This window comes from Sanguibacter suarezii NBRC 16159 (assembly GCF_001552735.1).
Taxonomy (GTDB): Bacteria; Actinomycetota; Actinomycetes; order Actinomycetales; family Cellulomonadaceae; genus Sanguibacter; species Sanguibacter suarezii.
On sequence record NZ_BCRT01000008.1, the window covers coordinates 1 to 16,160 of the forward strand.

Annotated in this window: 13 protein-coding genes; 4 read left to right on the plus strand and 9 right to left on the minus strand. The window is 70.5% G+C overall.

Annotation, left to right across the window (positions count from 1 at the left end; all coding sequences use genetic code 11):
• Positions 1 to 156: 156 nt before the first annotated feature.
• Positions 157 to 2,550, plus strand: coding sequence for a glycoside hydrolase family 3 N-terminal domain-containing protein (locus tag SS2_RS03610; RefSeq protein WP_245643335.1), 2,394 nt, complete (start codon positions 157 to 159; stop codon positions 2,548 to 2,550).
• 114 nt (positions 2,551 to 2,664) lie between these two features.
• Positions 2,665 to 3,540 (plus strand): YwiC-like family protein, encoded by an 876-nt coding sequence (locus tag SS2_RS03615; protein WP_066461174.1) that lies wholly within the window; start codon positions 2,665 to 2,667, stop codon positions 3,538 to 3,540.
• Positions 3,541 to 3,568: 28 nt separating this feature from the next.
• Here the strand turns inward: SS2_RS03615 and SS2_RS03620 are convergent, their stop codons facing one another.
• Positions 3,569 to 3,811 carry a hypothetical protein gene (locus SS2_RS03620; RefSeq protein WP_066461175.1) on the minus strand — a complete coding sequence of 81 codons (243 nt, stop codon included), beginning with the start codon at positions 3,809 to 3,811 and terminating at the stop codon, positions 3,569 to 3,571.
• A 249-nt stretch (positions 3,812 to 4,060) separates the two neighbouring features.
• Here SS2_RS03620 and SS2_RS03625 point away from each other — a divergent pair, with 249 nt between their 5' ends.
• Positions 4,061 to 6,631, plus strand: a complete 2,571-nt coding sequence (locus SS2_RS03625) for an ATP-dependent Clp protease ATP-binding subunit (RefSeq protein ID WP_066461177.1) — start codon at positions 4,061 to 4,063, stop codon at positions 6,629 to 6,631.
• A 286-nt stretch (positions 6,632 to 6,917) separates the two neighbouring features.
• Here the strand turns inward: SS2_RS03625 and fucO are convergent, their stop codons facing one another.
• On the minus strand, positions 6,918 to 8,069 hold the full coding sequence (gene fucO, locus SS2_RS03630) for a lactaldehyde reductase (protein ID WP_066461179.1): 1,152 nt from the start codon (positions 8,067 to 8,069) through the stop codon (positions 6,918 to 6,920).
• Between the two features lie 171 nt (positions 8,070 to 8,240).
• Here fucO and SS2_RS03635 point away from each other — a divergent pair, with 171 nt between their 5' ends.
• Positions 8,241 to 9,542, plus strand: a complete 1,302-nt coding sequence (locus SS2_RS03635) for an alpha/beta hydrolase (protein WP_245643336.1) — start codon at positions 8,241 to 8,243, stop codon at positions 9,540 to 9,542.
• Here SS2_RS03635 and SS2_RS03640 read toward each other — a convergent pair.
• The 7 genes from SS2_RS03640 to SS2_RS03670 form a co-directional block, all read right to left on the minus strand.
• The gene (locus SS2_RS03640; RefSeq protein WP_083941690.1) at positions 9,458 to 10,189 is read right to left on the minus strand and encodes a uridine kinase family protein; all 732 of its coding nucleotides are present in this window, start codon (positions 10,187 to 10,189) and stop codon (positions 9,458 to 9,460) included. The two genes, SS2_RS03635 and SS2_RS03640, sit on opposite strands and share 85 nt — an antisense overlap.
• Before the next feature lie 109 nt (positions 10,190 to 10,298).
• Complete coding sequence (locus tag SS2_RS03645) at positions 10,299 to 10,856, minus strand: GNAT family N-acetyltransferase (protein ID WP_083941739.1); 558 nt, start codon at positions 10,854 to 10,856, stop codon at positions 10,299 to 10,301.
• 80 nt (positions 10,857 to 10,936) lie between these two features.
• Positions 10,937 to 11,752, minus strand: a complete 816-nt coding sequence (locus SS2_RS03650) for a TspO-related membrane protein (RefSeq protein WP_066461190.1) — start codon at positions 11,750 to 11,752, stop codon at positions 10,937 to 10,939.
• A 141-nt stretch (positions 11,753 to 11,893) separates the two neighbouring features.
• The gene (locus tag SS2_RS03655) at positions 11,894 to 12,586 is read right to left on the minus strand and encodes a LutC/YkgG family protein (RefSeq protein WP_066461192.1); all 693 of its coding nucleotides are present in this window, start codon (positions 12,584 to 12,586) and stop codon (positions 11,894 to 11,896) included.
• Positions 12,583 to 14,163 (minus strand): LutB/LldF family L-lactate oxidation iron-sulfur protein, encoded by a 1,581-nt coding sequence (locus SS2_RS03660; RefSeq protein ID WP_083941691.1) that lies wholly within the window; start codon positions 14,161 to 14,163, stop codon positions 12,583 to 12,585. The genes SS2_RS03655 and SS2_RS03660 overlap by 4 nt, the downstream gene beginning before the upstream one ends.
• Positions 14,160 to 14,981, minus strand: coding sequence for a (Fe-S)-binding protein (locus tag SS2_RS03665; RefSeq protein WP_066461194.1), 822 nt, complete (start codon positions 14,979 to 14,981; stop codon positions 14,160 to 14,162). The genes SS2_RS03660 and SS2_RS03665 overlap by 4 nt, the downstream gene beginning before the upstream one ends.
• A gap of 256 nt (positions 14,982 to 15,237) precedes the next feature.
• Positions 15,238 to 16,014 carry an ATP-binding cassette domain-containing protein gene (locus SS2_RS03670; RefSeq protein WP_066461197.1) on the minus strand — a complete coding sequence of 259 codons (777 nt, stop codon included), beginning with the start codon at positions 16,012 to 16,014 and terminating at the stop codon, positions 15,238 to 15,240.
• Between the last annotated feature and the right edge of the window lie 146 nt (positions 16,015 to 16,160).

The following is a 16,160-nucleotide window of genomic DNA, read 5'->3' on the forward strand; positions in this document are numbered from 1 at the left end:
CCCCTCCCCGGGGCGGCGGGCCGTCGTCGTCGGGGATCCGGCGACAGGGTGTGCGTGCCCGTCGACAAGTTGTGCACGGGGGCCCGGCGGGCGCCCGCGGCCATGCTGCGATGAGCCTTCGACGTGCGCGTACGCAGCCAGGAAGAAGGAATGTCGATGACGACAGCACCAGGGCGAGGCCTCCCGACGACACCACGCGCCGGGATGGCGACGCTCACCGCCGTGGTTCTGCTCGCACTCACCGGGTGCTCCATCGCCCAGGACGGCGAGGACGCGCCGGGCTCCTACGCCGTCCGCGAGGTCACCGACGGCACCACGACCTTCACCGTCGTCACCAACCCGGGAGCCGGGCCGGTCCTGTCCTTCGGCGTGGACAGCGGGATCAAGCTGCTCACCGACGAGGTCGACGGCGTGACGGTCGCCTTCAAGGACATGAACGCCAACGGCACGCTCGACGCCTGGGAGGACTGGCGGCGCTCGCCCCAGGACCGGGCCGCAGCGCTGGCCCAGGAGGTGTCGATCGAGCAGATCGCCGGTCTCATGCTGTTCGGCACCCAGGAGTACTCACCGGCCGACGGGCTCACCGCCGTCCAGGAGACCTACCTGTCGCAATCGCGGGTGCGCAACGTCAACTACGCCGGCCCCAACGACGTCGAGGCGACCGCCACGTGGTCCAACGAGATGCAGGCCTACGCGGAGTCCCTCGCCAGCGCGCAGGAGCCGTACATCCCGGTCAACCTCGCCTCCGACCCGCGCTCGACCGCGGGGACCGCCAGCTACAACGCCTCCGGCACGGACCTCTCACGCTGGCCGTCCAACCTGGGCATGGCCGCGACCTTCGCCGTAGCGACGGTCGAGGCCTTCTCCACGATGGTCTCAGCCGAGTACCGGGCCATGGGCATCGCCTCGGCCATCACCCCCCAGATCGACCTGGCGACGGATCCGCGCTGGTTGCGCACCGAAGGGACCTTCGGCGAGGACGCCGAGCTCACCAGCACGCTGGCGAAGGTCAACGTCGACGGCTTCCAGAGCTCGACGGGCGTGGACGGCTGGGGGCCGGAGTCGATCAACGCCATGATCAAGCACTGGGCTGGCGAGGGCCCGGGGGAGGGCGGCCGGGAGCCGCACACCGTCGCCGGCACGTACAGCGTGTACCCCGGGGGCAACTTCGACACGCACACGCAGGCCTTCCTCGGTGCGCTGGACTCGGCCTCCGTCATGACCTCCTACTCGATCCTGCTCAACGCGAACGGTGACCCCCTCTTCGCCGACCGCACGGGCGCGGCCTACGACACCGGGCGGATCGCGCTCCTGCGCGAGAGCTACGACGGCGTCGTCGTCACCGACTGGAACGTCACCCGGTCGACCTCCGACCCGGACTCGAGCGGCGGCACCGCCTGGGGCGCGGAGGACCTCACGGTCGACGAGCGCCACTACGCCGTCCTGCGGACCGGGCACGACATGTTCGGCGGCAACAACGACGTCGGGCCGGTGCTGGCCGCCTTCGACCTGTGGCAGGCGGACTACGACGCCGGAGCGATCGACGTCGACGCCGACACACGGTTCCGGGAGTCGGCCGCGCGCATCCTCACCCTGATGTTCCAGCCGGGGCTCTACGAGAACGCCTACCTCGACCTCGACCGGTCCCGGGCGGCCGCCGGGTCACCGGACAAGGTCGCCGCCGGTTTCCAGGCCCAGCTGGACTCCGCCGTGATGCTCAAGAACGACGCGCAGACCATCGCCCCCACTGACGCGGCGGACTGGTCCGAGGCGACCGTCTACATCCCTCGCTCCTACGCCACGACCCGGCCCGCGGACAGCAGCGGCGCCTTCGGGCCCGAGGTGTACACGGAGGCTCCGGGGCTCGACGTCGAGGCCGCGCAGGCCTACGTCGGCAAGGTCGTCACCGACGAGGCGGTCCTGGACGCCGACGGCACGGTCATCAGCTACTCGGCCCCTGACCTCAGCGGCGTCGACGTCGTGCTGGTCGGCATGAGCAGCCCGGCCAACGGCACCCACTTCAGCTCGGTCGGGCGCGACAGCGACACCGGGGGGTGGTACCCGTTGTCCTTGCAGTACCGCCCGTACACCGCGGACGGGGAGCACGTGCGCCGGGTCTCCATCTCCGGCGACATCCTTGCCGACGGGTCCCAGGAGAACCGGTCCTACTTCGGCGCGACGTCGCGGATCGAGAACGAGTCAGACCTCGACGCCTTCGAGCGCGCGGTGGCCGCCGTCGAGGCCAGCGGCAGGGACATCCCGGTGATCACGGTCCTCAAGGCCACCAACCCGGTGGTCCCGGCGGAGTTCGAGGCACGGTCGGACGCGATCCTCGTCGGCTTCGGGATCAGCGACCAGGCGCTCATCGAGGTGGCGCTCGGCCTGTCCGAGCCGCAGGGACGCCTGCCCATCGGCTTCCCCGCCTCGATGGACGCGGTCGAGGCGCAGCTCGAGGACGTCGGCGGGGACACCGAGCCCTACGTCGACTCAGCCGGCAACGCCTACGCCTTCGGCTTCGGCCTGAGCTATTCGGGGGCGATCACCGGCTGACCGGCGGCCGGGCCGGCACGCCGGGCCGGCACGCCGGGCCGCCCGGGTTCGCGGCCGAGATCCCGCGGCCAACGGTCCCACGGTGACTGTCGCGCGCCGTGGCACCATGGCACAGTGCCCACCTCGAACGGATCAGCCGCCGCCGGAGAGCGCCGCGCCGCGGCGACCCGCCGTCGGCGTCGGTCCCCAGGCTGGGTACCCGACCAGCACGGAGCCTGGGCGATGCTCGTCATCCCGCTGCTGCTCGGCGTCGTGGCCTCAGGACCGACGTGGGTCCACCTCCCGCTGGCCGTCGTGTGGGTGCTGGGCTACTTCGCCTTCTACGCCGTCGGGCTGTGGCTGAAGTCGCGGCTGAAGAAGAAGTACTTCCCTCCGGTGCGCGCCTACGTGATCGCGCTGATCGTCCCCGCCGTGGCGGTCCTGCTGCTCCAGCCGGCGCTGGTCGTGTGGTCCCTCCCCTTCGCCCCGCTCATCGCGATCAGCCTGTGGTGCTCCTACCAGCGCCGGGACCGGTCGCTGCTCAACGACGGCGTGACGGTCCTGGCCGCCTGCCTCATGCTCCCGGTCGCCTACTCCGCAGGCCTCCCGCACACCCCCCTGCCCGACGTCGCGGGCTGGCTCGGCCAGCCCGGTCCGGTCGGCTGGCCCGCGGTCTGGGCGGCGACCGGCCTCGTGCTGGCGTACTTCCTCGGGACCGTGCTCTACGTGAAGTCCCTCATCCGCCAGCGCGGGGACCGGCGCTTCCTCGCTGCCTCCGTGGGCTACCACGCCCTCGTCACGGTGATCGTGCTCGTGGTGGCGGCCGCGACGCGTGGCGCCGACGCCGGACCGTGGTGGTGGGTGGCCGCGATCGTGTTCGCGCTGCTCACGGTTCGGGCGTGGTGGGTTCCGCGGACGGCGGCGAAGCCCCTGCAGTTCGGCCTGGGCGAGTTCGCGGCCTCGGTCGTCGTGGGACTCGTCGCGCTCGGAGTGCTGGGCGTCGTCGGCTGAGCGGTCCTGCCGTCGTCGTGCCCCCGGGCTACTTCCTCGAGGTGCGGCGCTTGCGGCGGGCGCGGAAGGAACCGGCGACCACACCGAGGAAGAAGAGGATGGCCAGCAGCAGCCACGTCGGCGTCGTCAGGGTCATCCAGAGCAGGTGGACGGTGGAGTCTCCGGTGTTCTGCAGGACGAAGACCAGGACAGCCGCGACGATGACGATCGTCAGCCAGCGCTGCTTGAGGAACTCGCCGAAGGCGTTCGTCGATGTGGTCGGATCGGACATGGCGCGCCTCCGGGGACGAGTCCGGCCGGGAGGTGGTCGGGCTGATGTCCCATACTTACCAAACTTGACCGTGACGTGCCCGGATCCATGGTGCGTCACGGGCCTCGACCGTCTCACGGGACGACGAGTCTTCACGCCTGCGGCGAACAAGGGCATATCGAGAGGGACTGACCCGTTGCTGCCTACTAGAGTCGATGCGGTCAGGCCTGGGAGCCTTCCAGTTCCGGCCCGCACCTGTGAGGAGCGCACATGTTCGAGAGATTTACCGACCGAGCCCGTCGGGTGGTCGTCCTTGCCCAAGAAGAGGCACGGATGCTCAACCACAACTACATCGGGACCGAACACATCCTGCTCGGCCTCATCCACGAGGGTGAGGGTGTAGCAGCCAAGGCACTTGAGTCCTTGGGCATCTCCCTCGATGCGGTGCGCTCACAGGTCACCGAGATCATCGGCGAGGGCCAGCAGGCTCCCTCCGGCCACATCCCCTTCACGCCCCGCGCGAAGAAGGTTCTCGAGCTGTCCCTGCGCGAGGCGCTGCAGCTCGGCCACAACTACATCGGGACCGAGCACATCCTGCTCGGCCTCATCCGCGAGGGCGAGGGCGTCGCCGCCCAGGTCCTGACGAAGCTGGGTGCTGACCTCAACCGGGTCCGCCAGCAGGTCATCCAGCTGCTCTCCGGCTACCAGGGCAAGGAACAGGTCGCCTCGGGCGCCCCCTCCGAGGGCACCCCGGCCGGTTCGGCCGTGCTCGACCAGTTCGGTCGCAACCTGACCCAGGCTGCCCGCGAGGGCAAGCTCGACCCGGTCATCGGTCGCAGCAAAGAGATCGAACGTGTCATGCAGGTCCTCAGCCGACGCACCAAGAACAACCCGGTGCTCATCGGTGAACCTGGTGTCGGTAAGACCGCTGTCGTGGAAGGCCTCGCCCAGGACATCGTCTCCGGCGACGTCCCCGAGACCCTCAAGGACAAGCAGCTCTACACCCTCGACCTCGGGTCGCTGGTCGCCGGGTCCCGCTACCGCGGTGACTTCGAAGAGCGCCTGAAGAAGGTCCTCAAGGAGATCCGCACCCGCGGCGACATCATCCTGTTCATCGACGAGATCCACACCCTCGTCGGAGCCGGTGCAGCCGAGGGCGCGATCGACGCCGCCTCGATCCTCAAGCCGATGCTGGCCCGTGGGGAGCTCCAGACCATCGGAGCGACCACCCTGGACGAGTACCGCAAGCACATCGAGAAGGACGCCGCCCTCGAGCGTCGTTTCCAGCCGGTGCAGGTCGCTGAGCCGTCCCTGCCCCACGCGATCGAGATCCTCAAGGGTCTGCGTGACCGCTACGAGGCGCACCACCGCGTCTCCATCACCGACGGCGCACTCGTCGCCGCGGCAACCCTGGCCGACCGTTACGTCAACGACCGGTTCCTGCCGGACAAGGCGATCGACCTGGTCGACGAGGCCGGTGCGCGTCTGCGCATCCGCCGCATGACCGCTCCGCCGGAGCTGCGTGAGCTCGACGACGAGATCGCCGAGGCACGCCGCAACAAGGAGTCGGCGATCGACGAGCAGGACTTCGAGAAGGCCGCCGGGCTGCGTGACGTGGAGAAGCAGCTCACGCAGAAGCGCGCGGATCGCGAGAAGGCCTGGAAGTCCGGAGACCTGGACACCGTCGCCGAGGTGGATGAGGATCTCATCGCCGAGGTGCTGGCCATGTCCACCGGTATCCCCGTGTTCAAGCTGACCGAGGAAGAGTCCTCGCGCCTGCTGAAGATGGAGGACGAGCTGCACAAGCGCGTCGTCGGGCAGGACATCGCGATCAAGGGTCTGGCGCAGGCGATCCGTCGTACGCGTGCCGGGCTCAAGGACCCCAAGCGTCCGGGTGGTTCGTTCATCTTCGCCGGTCCCACCGGTGTGGGTAAGACCGAGCTCGCCAAGGCGCTCGCCGAGTTCCTCTTCGGCGACGAGGACGCGCTCATCCAGCTCGACATGTCGGAGTTCTCCGAGAAGCACACGGTCTCCCGTCTCTTCGGTTCCCCTCCCGGCTACGTCGGCTACGACGAGGGCGGTCAGCTCACCGAGAAGGTTCGCCGTCGTCCGTTCTCCGTCGTGCTCTTCGACGAGGTCGAGAAGGCACACCCGGACATCTTCAACTCGCTGCTGCAGATCCTCGAGGACGGTCGCCTGACCGACTCTCAGGGCCGTGTCGTGGACTTCAAGAACACCGTGATCATCATGACCACGAACCTGGGGACCCGGGACATCGCCAAGGGCATGCAGACCGGCTTCAACGCCGGTGGCGACCTGGGCACGACCTACGAGCGCATGAAGGCCAAGGTCAACGAGGAGCTCAAGCAGCACTTCCGCCCCGAGTTCCTCAACCGCGTGGACGACACGATCGTCTTCCCGCAGCTGACCCAGGACGAGATCGTCCAGATCGTCGACCTGATGATCGCCAAGCTCGACGGTCGTCTGCAGGACAAGGACATGGGCATCGAGCTCACGCCCGCGGCCAAGCGTCTGCTCGCGGAGAAGGGCTACGACCCCGTGCTCGGCGCCCGACCGCTGCGTCGTGCGATCCAGCGCGAGATCGAGGACGTCCTCTCCGAGAAGATCCTCTTCGGCGACATCAAGGCCGGCGAGGTCATCCTGGTCGACGCCGAGGGCGAAGGCATCCTCGGGGAGTTCACCTTCCGCGGTGTCCCCAAGGAAGACCACAAGCGTGGACCGGTCGCCGCAGCCGCGGCGCTCGTGATCGGCGACGGCCCGGTGGACATCACCAAGCTGCCCCCGACCGGTGGCCTGAGCGCCACCGCCGGCGCGGAGTGACCACTCCCGCCTGAGACGGTATGACGAAGGGCCCCGGACCTGATGGTCCGGGGCCCTTCGTCATGCCGCTGGGCCGCTGGGCCGCTGGGCCGCTGGGCCGCTGCGCCGCTGGGCCGCTGCGCCGCTGGGCCGCTGGGCCACTGCGCCCGCCTCCAACCGTCTCCGGCCCCCGGTCCGGCCCCGGTCGCTCAATGGTGAGTGCGTGCTTTCCGTTGTGGTGCGTGACTTCGAAGTCGCGCACCGCAACTAGAGGCACGCACTCGCGGAGGGGGCGGGCCCGCGGGGGTCAGAAGACCGAGCGGTAGAGCGCGCGGACCTCCTCGCGGGTGGCCGGGCGGGGGTTCCCGCCGGCGCAGACGTCGGCCAGGGCAGCGTCGGTCAGGGCGTCCAGGCCCTCGGCGGTGACGCCGACCTGACGGAGGCTGGACGGGTTGCCGAGGCTGCGGGCCAGGTCGCGGACAGCGTCGACGGCGGCCTTGCGAGCGACGTCGAGCGGCAGGTCTGCCGCGCCCTCGACGCCGAGGGCCGCTGCCACGTGGCGCAGCTTCTCCCCGGTGTGCTCGGCATTGAACTCCATCACCGTCGCGAGCAGGATGCCGTTGGCGACCCCGTGCGGGGTGCCGAACTGGGCGCCGAGGGGGTGGGCCATGGCGTGCACCAGGCCGAGGCCCACGTTGGAGAAGCCCATCCCGGCCATGTACTGGCCCAGCGCCATGCGCTCGACGGCGTCCGGGTCGCCGGCCGCGGCGCCGGGCAGCGACTGCGCGATGATCTCGATGGCCTTGAGGTGCAAGGTGTCGGTGAGCTCCCAGGCGCCGAGGGTGGTGTATCCCTCGATGGCGTGGGTGAGGGCATCCAGCCCGGTGGCGACCTTGAGGCCGGCCGGCATGCCGTCCATCATGTCCGCGTCGACGACGGCGAGCACCGGGATCGCGTGCGGGTCCACGCAGACGAACTTGCGGGCGTTCTGGGTGTCGGTGATGACGTAGTTGATCGTCACCTCGGCGGCGGTCCCGGCCGTGGTGGGTACCGCGATGATCGGCACGCTCGGGTTGGCGGTGGCGGCGACGCCCTCCAGGCTGCGCACGTCGGCGAACTCGGGGTTGGCCGCGACGATCCCGATGGCCTTGCAGGTGTCCTGCGGAGAGCCGCCGCCGATGGCGAGCAGGACGTCGGCGCCCGAGGCGAGGAAGTGCTCGACGCCGGCGCGGACGTTCTCGATCGGCGGGTTGGGTTCGACGTCGCTGAACACCTCGTAGGGGAATCCGGCGGCGTCGAGCAGGGCGGTGACCTTGGTGGCGACGCCGGTGTCCAGGAGCACCTGGTCGGTGACGACCAGAGCCTTGGTGGCTCCCTGTGCGAGGAGCGCCCCCGGGATCTCCGAGATGGCGCCGCGGCCGAAGTAGGCGGTCTGGTTGAGGATCATGCGCTGGACCATGGTGACTCCTAGGTGCGGCTTGTGCGGTGGATGACGGGGCGTCGCCACACTGCGGGCGCCCCGCCCTCCTGTTGAACGTAGCGCGATGGGAAGCGCTATCCACGGGCCGAACGTCCCGATCTTCTGAGCCGGGGACGGGCCGGGGCGAGGCATCGGCTCTAGGCTCGGAAGATGGCTGCACCCCGTGGACCGGCCGCCGGAACTCTCCCGGCCGCCGTCACAGACACCGCCTCAGCGACGATGACCATGGTGGCGGGCGAGGTCATCCCCGACGCCCTGCCCGCGCCAGCGCCCAGCCGGACGCGTCCGTTCTCCCGTCCCGGCGCGCCTGCTGCGCCGCCCACGCCTGCACCCGCAGCGCCGGGCGACCCGGTGACCCATCTCTGGCTGCCCGACGTGCTCGGTGAGGGCTACGAGCGACTGACGCTCCCGCTGGCCGCCGACGACGAGGGCCCGGTCATGGCGACGCTGGTGCGACGGGTCCCGGAGGAGGGCTCGGACGTCGTACCGGACGCGGGCTTCGACGTGCTCTACGTCCACGGCTGGTCGGACTACTTCTTCCAGACCGAGCTCGCCGACTTCTGGGCGGCCCGCGGCGCGCGGTTCTTCGCCCTCGACCTGCGCAAGTACGGCCGCAGCCTGCGGGCCTGGCAGACCCCAGGCTTCGTCTCCGACCTGCAGACCTACGACGAAGACATCGACGCGGCCCTCGCGGCGATGGCCGCGCCCATCCCCGAGGCCGCTGCCCGAGCGGGGCGAGCTGCCCAGCGGGCCCCCGCTGAGCCGCCGGTCACCCCGCGGCGGCTGGTGATCATGGGGCACTCCACCGGTGGGCTGACGATGAGCCTCTGGGTCGCGCGGAACCAGGACCGGGTCAGCGCCCTGGTGCTCAACAGCCCGTGGCTGGAGTTCCAGACGCGGCAGGTCGGCCGGGTCGCGCTGGCTCCGCTCGTCACCCTCGGGGCCCGGCTCGACCCGCGGGCGCCCTTGCCCACGGTCGACCTGGGCTTTTACACCCGGGCGGTCTCGGCGGACTTCGACGGCGAGTGGAGCTACAGCTACATCTGGCGCCCGGTGCACGGCTTCGAGGTGCGCCCAGGATGGCTGGGTGCCGTCCTCGCCGGGCACGCTCAGGTGGCCCACGGGCTGAAGATCTCTGTCCCGATCCTCACGCTGCTGTCCACCCGCAGCACCCTGCTGCCCCGGTGGACCCCGGAGATGATGCACACCGACACCGCGCTCGACGTCGTGGGGATCGCGCGCCGGGCCACCGACCTCGGTGCGACCTGCACGATTGCCCGGATCGACGGCGCCCTGCACGACGTGGTGCTGTCAGCCCCGGAGGTCCGCGCCGTCGCCTACCAGCAGATCGCGGCGTGGCTGCGGGCCTACGTGCCCGTCGGCGCAGCTGACTCGGCAGGCCCGGCAGGCCCGGACGCACCGGTGGGCTCAGCAGCCGGCCGGGAGGGCTGAGCCGCGACAGCTGCGGCGTGCAAGGCGCGGATGTCACGCTCGGCCTGAGCCACGCGCACGGCCCGGCACCCCTGGGAGACCCAGTGGCGGATGAGCGCTGGCTCGTCGCGCAGCAGCCCCCATCCCCGGCGGATCAGGGTGAGCGGCGGCTTGCGGGACTCACCCAGGTCACGCAGCAGACGGAACCAGAACGTCACCAGACGGGGGCGCGTCACACAGATCGCGTCGGCGAGGATCCCCTCGCTGCGGCACGCGGCGACCAGCTCGGAGGCGAAGATGCCCTCGGCGATGATGATCGGCTCCCCGGTCAGGTCCGCGTGGGTGGTGCCGGTCCGGCGTGACGTGGGGATGTCGTAGAGCGGGAGCTCAGCGTGGCCGGTCGTGCACAGCTCGACGAGGGCGGCGAGCGCGCCGGCGCCGTCCCAGCTGTCGGGAGAGTCCCAGTCGGCGATGCCGAAGCGGCGCGGCATCCCCGGGTGGTCGTGGTCGTGATAGAAGTCGTCGAGGGCGACCGAGGCCAGCCCCAGCCGCCGGACCAGGCTCGACTTCCCCGACCCGGACGGACCGGTGAGGAGCACCACGCGGGCCGACGGCTGCCGGGTCCCAGGAGGGAGGTCGAAGAGGCCGTCGGAGTCCTGTGCAGTCACCAGAACATCTTTCCAGACTGTGGAGGTCCGCGAGATCGTTCGCCAGCAGGGCTGGCCGTTGAGTCGCGCAGAGCTCGATGGCGACCACGTCACTCGTGCGTACCAAGCGTCAGGAGAGGAACACGCGAAGAACGTCCTCACTGAGTGCACGATCGGCGAACACGAGACGCACGGCGTCCGGATCCGGGTTGCCTGCGTCATGACCGCGCCAGACGACCTTCAGACCGGCGCGCTCAGCGGCCCGACGAGATCCTTCGTTGTGCTCGAGGAGGAACGCAACCACGGGCAGGTCAGATCCTGCCTCCGCTGTCGCAGCGCGGGCTGCCGTGATGATCTCCTGCGCATAGCCCTGCCCCCAGGCAGCGGGAGCTAGGCGGTAGTAGAGGTTCCAGGCGAGGCCTTCGCGAAGGCTGGGACCGCCGATACCCACCAAGGCATCCGTCTCGGTGTCGCGTGCCACCCACACGTCGAGCCCATTCATCTCCCACCCCGCGACGTAGCGGTCGATCAGCTCGCGAGTCTCTGAGGGCTTGGTGTGACGTGCAGAGGGCAAGTGCTTCCACACCTCAGGGTCAGCGTGGAGGTCGTAGAGCTCCAGCAGATCCCGCTCGGTCGGGCGGGAGAGCGTCAATCGTGGCGTCATGGTCGCGGGGATGAAGTGAGACATGTTCTCCATCCTCTCGCGAGCTCGAGCAGGTCTCGAGAACGAGGCGCTCTACTTCGCCTTGTTCATCGGTCGCGGTGCGCTCAGCGCGCCCCGGGCACGGTCGCGGGACGAGCCGTCGGGGAGCGTCGGCGCACCCGGACGACGAGCGCTGCGAGCAGCACCACCGCGGCGGCTGCGGCGGCCACCGGAGCGACGGTGGCGTCCTCGAGCGGCCCGTCCCAGCGTCCGACCGCGATCCACGCCAGGCCCCAGGCCATCGCCAGGTTGATGGTGAGGCGGCCACCGGTGTGGATCGCGAAGGCGATGCCGATCACCGCGGCGGCGACGAGCAGCACGACGGACCACCCGGTCGCGCCGAGCCCCAGGTCGCCCGGCTCGGAGGAGGCCGCTGCGGCGGCGACGTTGGCGATCGCAGCGACGGTCACCCAGCCGAGGTAGAGCCCGAAGGTCCCGTCCACGAGCACCGTCTCCACCCACGAGGACGACGCCGTGGCGCGCATCCGCTCCAGGATGAGCACGAGCACCACGAGCAGGGCGGCCATCACCACCACGCTCACCCAGACCCACCCGGCCTGGACCACGAGCAGCCACGCTGCGTTGAGCACGAGCGAGGCAGCCGCTAGCCACCCCATCGCGCGCTGGCGGGTCGACTCCCGCTGGGCAGGCAGCGCCTGCCAGACGGCGTACCCGATGAGTCCGAGGTAGATCACCGACCAGATGGCGAAGGCCGTGGAGGCGGGAGCGACCGGTGTGGCGCTCGCGGACAGCGCTCCTCCGGCAGCCTCGGAGGTCGGTGTCCCGCCGAAGGCACCGGAGCCGTAGGCCGCTCCGACGATGGCGAGCACGCCGAGGACAACGACACTGATCTGTCGGATGAGATCCCGGTTCTTCGTCATCGCACGACACTGGCACATCGCGTCACCGTCAGCATCTCGACACGGTCGCCGGCAGGTCTCTGAACAGCCATGACGGGGCGCGGGGACCTGCGCCGGTCGGCGTGCTGCTCACTGCTGCTGGGTCGGGTACCGCCGTGCCGGCTACGCCTGGACGATGATCACGTGCAAGGTCCGCGGCCCGTGCACGCCCTCCACGCGGGAGAGCTCGATGTCGCTGGTCGCGCTCGGGCCGGAGATCCAGGTCTGGGGGCGGTCGGGGTGCTCAGCGAGGATGGCCACACCCTCGGGGACGGAGTCCACCACTTGGTCGGTGCGCACGACGCAGACGTGGACGTCGGGCACGAGGGTGATGGCGCGGCGGCCCTGGTCCTCGGCGCCGTCCAGCACGATCGTCCCGGTGTCCGCGATCGCCACCCGGGCGGCGGTGACCACGGCGTCGACCTCGTCGAGCTCCAGGGCGGTCATCGGCGCCTCGCGGGAGTCGGTGAGCACCGTGGTCCCGGACGGCAGCCCGTCCACCCAGTGCGTGGCGAGCCCCGCGGGCACGACGACGGAGCGCGCCGCGTCGCCCGTCTCGGCATCGAGGGTGGCGAAGTGGGAGGCGAGGACCTCGCCGACGAGGGCCGTCACGGCCTCGTCGGTCTCGACCCGGTGCACGTGGGCCTTGTAGTCCTCGAGGCGGTCGACCAGCAGGTCGATCGCGCCGGGGGAGCCGGGCGCGTGCTCGCCCGTCCGGCGGTACTCCCGGGCTACCGGGGGAAGGGTTCCCTGGTGGCCCGTGACGCCGTCGAGCGCGGCGCGGACACGGTGCAGGATCTCGCTGCGTGCGCTCATGAGGCGTCCTCGGGAGTGGTCGGAGAGTCGTCGTGAGTACTGGCCCACCACTGCCGGAAGGTCTCCTTGGGCGGGGCGGGGATGTCCCGGGCGCCGGTCCACAGGGAGCCGGGGTAGGGCAGGGAGGTGACCCGTTTCTTCTTCCCGGCCAGCAGGCGCAGCGCGGCGGTGCCCTTCTCGGCGGTGGCGAAGCGCGTGGAGTCGGCCATGACGAAGGACGCCGCCTTCATCGCCGCGCCCCAGGCCGTGGGCCGGTGGCGGGCCTTGTCCTCCTCGACCGTGCGGGCGCGCAGGTGCACCAGCAGGGAGGGGATGTCGATCTTGACCGGGCACACCTCGTAGCAGGCGCCGCACAGGGTCGAGGCGAAGGGCAGGGTGTTGTTGGGGTCGGAGTGGCCGGTGGACCCGGTGAGCTGGGGGGTGAGGATCGCGCCGATGGGGCCGGGGTAGACCGAGCCGTAGGCGTGCCCGCCGACCCGCTCGTAGACGGGGCACACGTTGAGGCACGCCGAGCAGCGGATGCACTTGAGCGCGGCCCGGCCTACGTCGTCGGCCAGGGCGTTGGTGCGGCCGTTGTCCAGGAGCACCAGGTGGACGTTCTGCGGGCCGTCGCCGGGGGTGACCCCGGTCCACAGGCTCGTGTAGGGGTTCATCCGCTCCCCGGTCGAGGACCGCGGCAGCAGCTGCATGAAGACCTCGAGGTCTTCGAAGGTCGGCACGAGCTTCTCGATGCCCATGACGGTGATGAGGGTCTCGGGGAGGGTCAGGCACATCCGCCCGTTGCCCTCGGACTCCACGACGGTCAGCGTCCCGGTGCTCGCCACGGCGAAGTTCGCGCCGCTGATGGCGACCTTGGCGGCGAGGAACTTGCGGCGCAGGTGCGCCCGGGCGGCCATCGCCAGCTCACGCGGTGCGTCGGTCATCCCCTCGGGGGTGTGCTCCATCCGTTCGAGGAAGATCTCGCGGATCTCCGAGCGGTTGCGGTGGATGGCCGGGACGAGGATGTGGGAGGGCATGTCGTCGGCGAGCTGGACGATGAGCTCGGCGAGGTCGGTCTCGAAGGCGGCGATGCCCTCGGCGGCGAGTGCCTCGTTGAGGCCGATCTCCTGGGTGGCCATGGACTTGACCTTGACCACCTCGGTCTCCCCGGTGGCCTTGACGAGGTCGGCGACGATGCGATTGGCCTCGGCGGCGTCCCGGGCCCAGTGGATGATGCCGCCGCGGGCGGTGAAGTTCTTCTCGAACTCCTCCAGCAACGCCGGCAGGTCAGCCATGACGCGGACCTTGAGGTCCGAGCCCGCGGTGCGCAGCTCTTCCCAGTCAGGCACCTCGCCGACCACCGCGGCGCGCTTGGCGCGGATGGTCGACGTCGCATGGGCGAGGTTGCGACGCAGCTGGGAGTTGTTCAGGGCCGCGCGGGCGGCGTCGGGGAAGGTCTCGCCCCAGCGCAGCGGCGCGTCGGGGTGGGGGACGTCGTCGCCCACCCGGGTGCGGTCGGCGCCGGTCTGGTCGGCTGCGGGGCCGCGGCGGGAGGCGCCGGGGGCGGCGAGGGACGGCATGCCCAGGAAGGTGCTCATCGGGTGCTCACCTCGATGCTCGTGGCCGAGCGGTCGGTGCCCGGGTCGCCCACGGTCGGGGGCTGGGCGGGCTCGGTGCGGGTGCTGGCGAGGATCTCGGCGAGGTGCATGGTGCGCACCCCCGAGCGGGTGCGGCTGAGGCCGCCGCCGATGTGCATGAGGCAGGAGTAGTCCCCGGCGGTGAGGACCTCGGCGCCGGTGGACCGCACGTTCGTCATCTTGTCCCCGAGCATGGCCACCGACGTCTCGGAGTTCTTCAGCGCGAAGGTGCCGCCGAACCCGCAGCAGGACTCGGCGTCGGGCAGCTCGACGAGGTCGATGCCGTCGACGGCGCGCAGCAGCTGGAGCGGGCGGTCGCCCACGTGCAGCATCCGCAGGGAGTGGCAGGTGGGGTGGTAGGTGACGCGGTGGGGGAAGTGCGCGCCGACGTCGGTCACGCCGAGCACGTCGACGAGGAGCTCGGAGAGCTCGTAGGTCTTGGCGGCGACGGCCTCGGCCGTGACGGCGAGCTTCTCGTTGCCCTGGGTGCGGCACACCATCGCCTGCTGGTGGCGGATGGACCCGGTGCACGAGCCGGAGGGGACGACGATCGCGTCCCACTCGTCGTCCAGGACCGGGGAGAAGGCCTCGACGTGGTTCGTGATGATGGGCATCGCGTCGGCGAAGTACCCGGTGTTGACGTGCATCTGCCCGCAGCAGGTCTGGGTGGGCGGGAACACCACCTCGTGGCCGAGGCGCTCGAGCAGGCGCACCGTGGCCTGCGGGGCCTGGGGGAACATGGCGTCGGCGAGACAGGTCGCCGCGAGAGCGATGCGCACGGTGGTCCTTGGGGGAGGCGGGTTGCTGACAGAACTCCACGATAACGCATGTGGCCTGACCACAGGATAGCGCTTTCCCAAAGGCTCGAGTTCGGTGAGGTCGTCTATCAGGTGCGAGGTCGTCTGTTCAGATAGACGACCTCGCACCTGATAGACGACCTCACGGTCCGGCGACCGGCGCCTGGCGGCCGGCGCCTGGCGGCCGGGTTCCGGCGCTCGGCGGCGCTCGCCGGCGTCCGCCGGCCGGCGGAGGGGGTTAGGCGAAGGCGCCTGTCGCCTCGGGGAATGCGGTCGCCAGGTCGCGGGTCGCCTCGTGCTTGGGCGAGGTCAGCAGGTCCTGCAGGCTGCCGGTCTCCACGAAGGTCCCGTGGTCGAGCACGTGGACGGTGGGGCACAGGCGGTTGATGAGCTCGAGGTCGTGGGAGGCCACGAGCAGCCCGATGTTGTCCTCCTCGACGATCTCGGCCAGGCGCCGGCTGACCGCGTCCTTGAGGGACTGGTCCAGGGCGGTGGTCGGCTCGTCGAGCAGCAGGATGTCAGGCCGGGTGGCCAGCGCTGCGGCCAGGGCGAGACGCTGACGCTCGCCGCCGGAGAGGGAGGAGATGGTGCGCGGGAGGAAGCGCGGCTCGAGGAACATGACGGCGATGACGTCCGCCGCGCTCGCGCCGGTCGCCCGGCCGGCCTTGCGTGCCTTGGTCAGCTCGCCCTCGATCGCCTTCTGGACCGTCTGGCGCGAGTCAAGGCCGCTGAACCCGTTCTGGGCGACGGACCGGACCGCGACACCGAAGCGCTTCTTGTCCCGGATGCCCAGCCGGCCCACGGTCGCGCCGTCGAAGTTGACCCGCCCGCCGCGGACCTTGAGCTCGCCGGTCATCGCCTTGATCAGCGTCGTCTTGCCGACCCCTGAGCGGCCGATGATCCCGATGGCGCCGGTGCTGGGGGAGACCAGGAGGTCCACCCCGTTGATCGACGGCGTGCTTCCGTAGCCTGCCACGAGCCCGTGTGCGGACAGGCTGGACGTCTTGGCGCTCATCATTCTCCTGTTCGGGGCGTTGCCCCTTGATCGGTCCTCGCTCGGCAGCCGTCACAGCTGTCATGACGTTCAACGATCGAGGACGCTTCTACGCTCCCACGATATGCCGAGGATGGCACCGTCATGTGCCATCGGTCCTAGAGATC

Bases quoted from the DNA above. Each gene is read 5' to 3' on its own strand.
- SS2_RS03610 (WP_245643335.1), top strand. From the start codon at position 157: ATGACGACAGCACCAGGGCGAGGCCTCCCGACGACACCACGCGCCGGG.
- SS2_RS03620 (WP_066461175.1), bottom strand. From the start codon at position 3,811: ATGTCCGATCCGACCACATCGACGAACGCCTTCGGCGAGTTCCTCAAG.
- SS2_RS03625 (WP_066461177.1), top strand. From the start codon at position 4,061: ATGTTCGAGAGATTTACCGACCGAGCCCGTCGGGTGGTCGTCCTTGCC.
- fucO (WP_066461179.1), bottom strand. From the start codon at position 8,069: ATGGTCCAGCGCATGATCCTCAACCAGACCGCCTACTTCGGCCGCGGC.
- SS2_RS03635 (WP_245643336.1), top strand. From the start codon at position 8,241: ATGGCTGCACCCCGTGGACCGGCCGCCGGAACTCTCCCGGCCGCCGTC.
- SS2_RS03645 (WP_083941739.1), bottom strand. From the start codon at position 10,856: ATGTCTCACTTCATCCCCGCGACCATGACGCCACGATTGACGCTCTCC.
- SS2_RS03650 (WP_066461190.1), bottom strand. From the start codon at position 11,752: ATGACGAAGAACCGGGATCTCATCCGACAGATCAGTGTCGTTGTCCTC.
- SS2_RS03655 (WP_066461192.1), bottom strand. From the start codon at position 12,586: ATGAGCGCACGCAGCGAGATCCTGCACCGTGTCCGCGCCGCGCTCGAC.
- SS2_RS03660 (WP_083941691.1), bottom strand. From the start codon at position 14,163: ATGAGCACCTTCCTGGGCATGCCGTCCCTCGCCGCCCCCGGCGCCTCC.
- SS2_RS03670 (WP_066461197.1), bottom strand. From the start codon at position 16,014: ATGAGCGCCAAGACGTCCAGCCTGTCCGCACACGGGCTCGTGGCAGGC.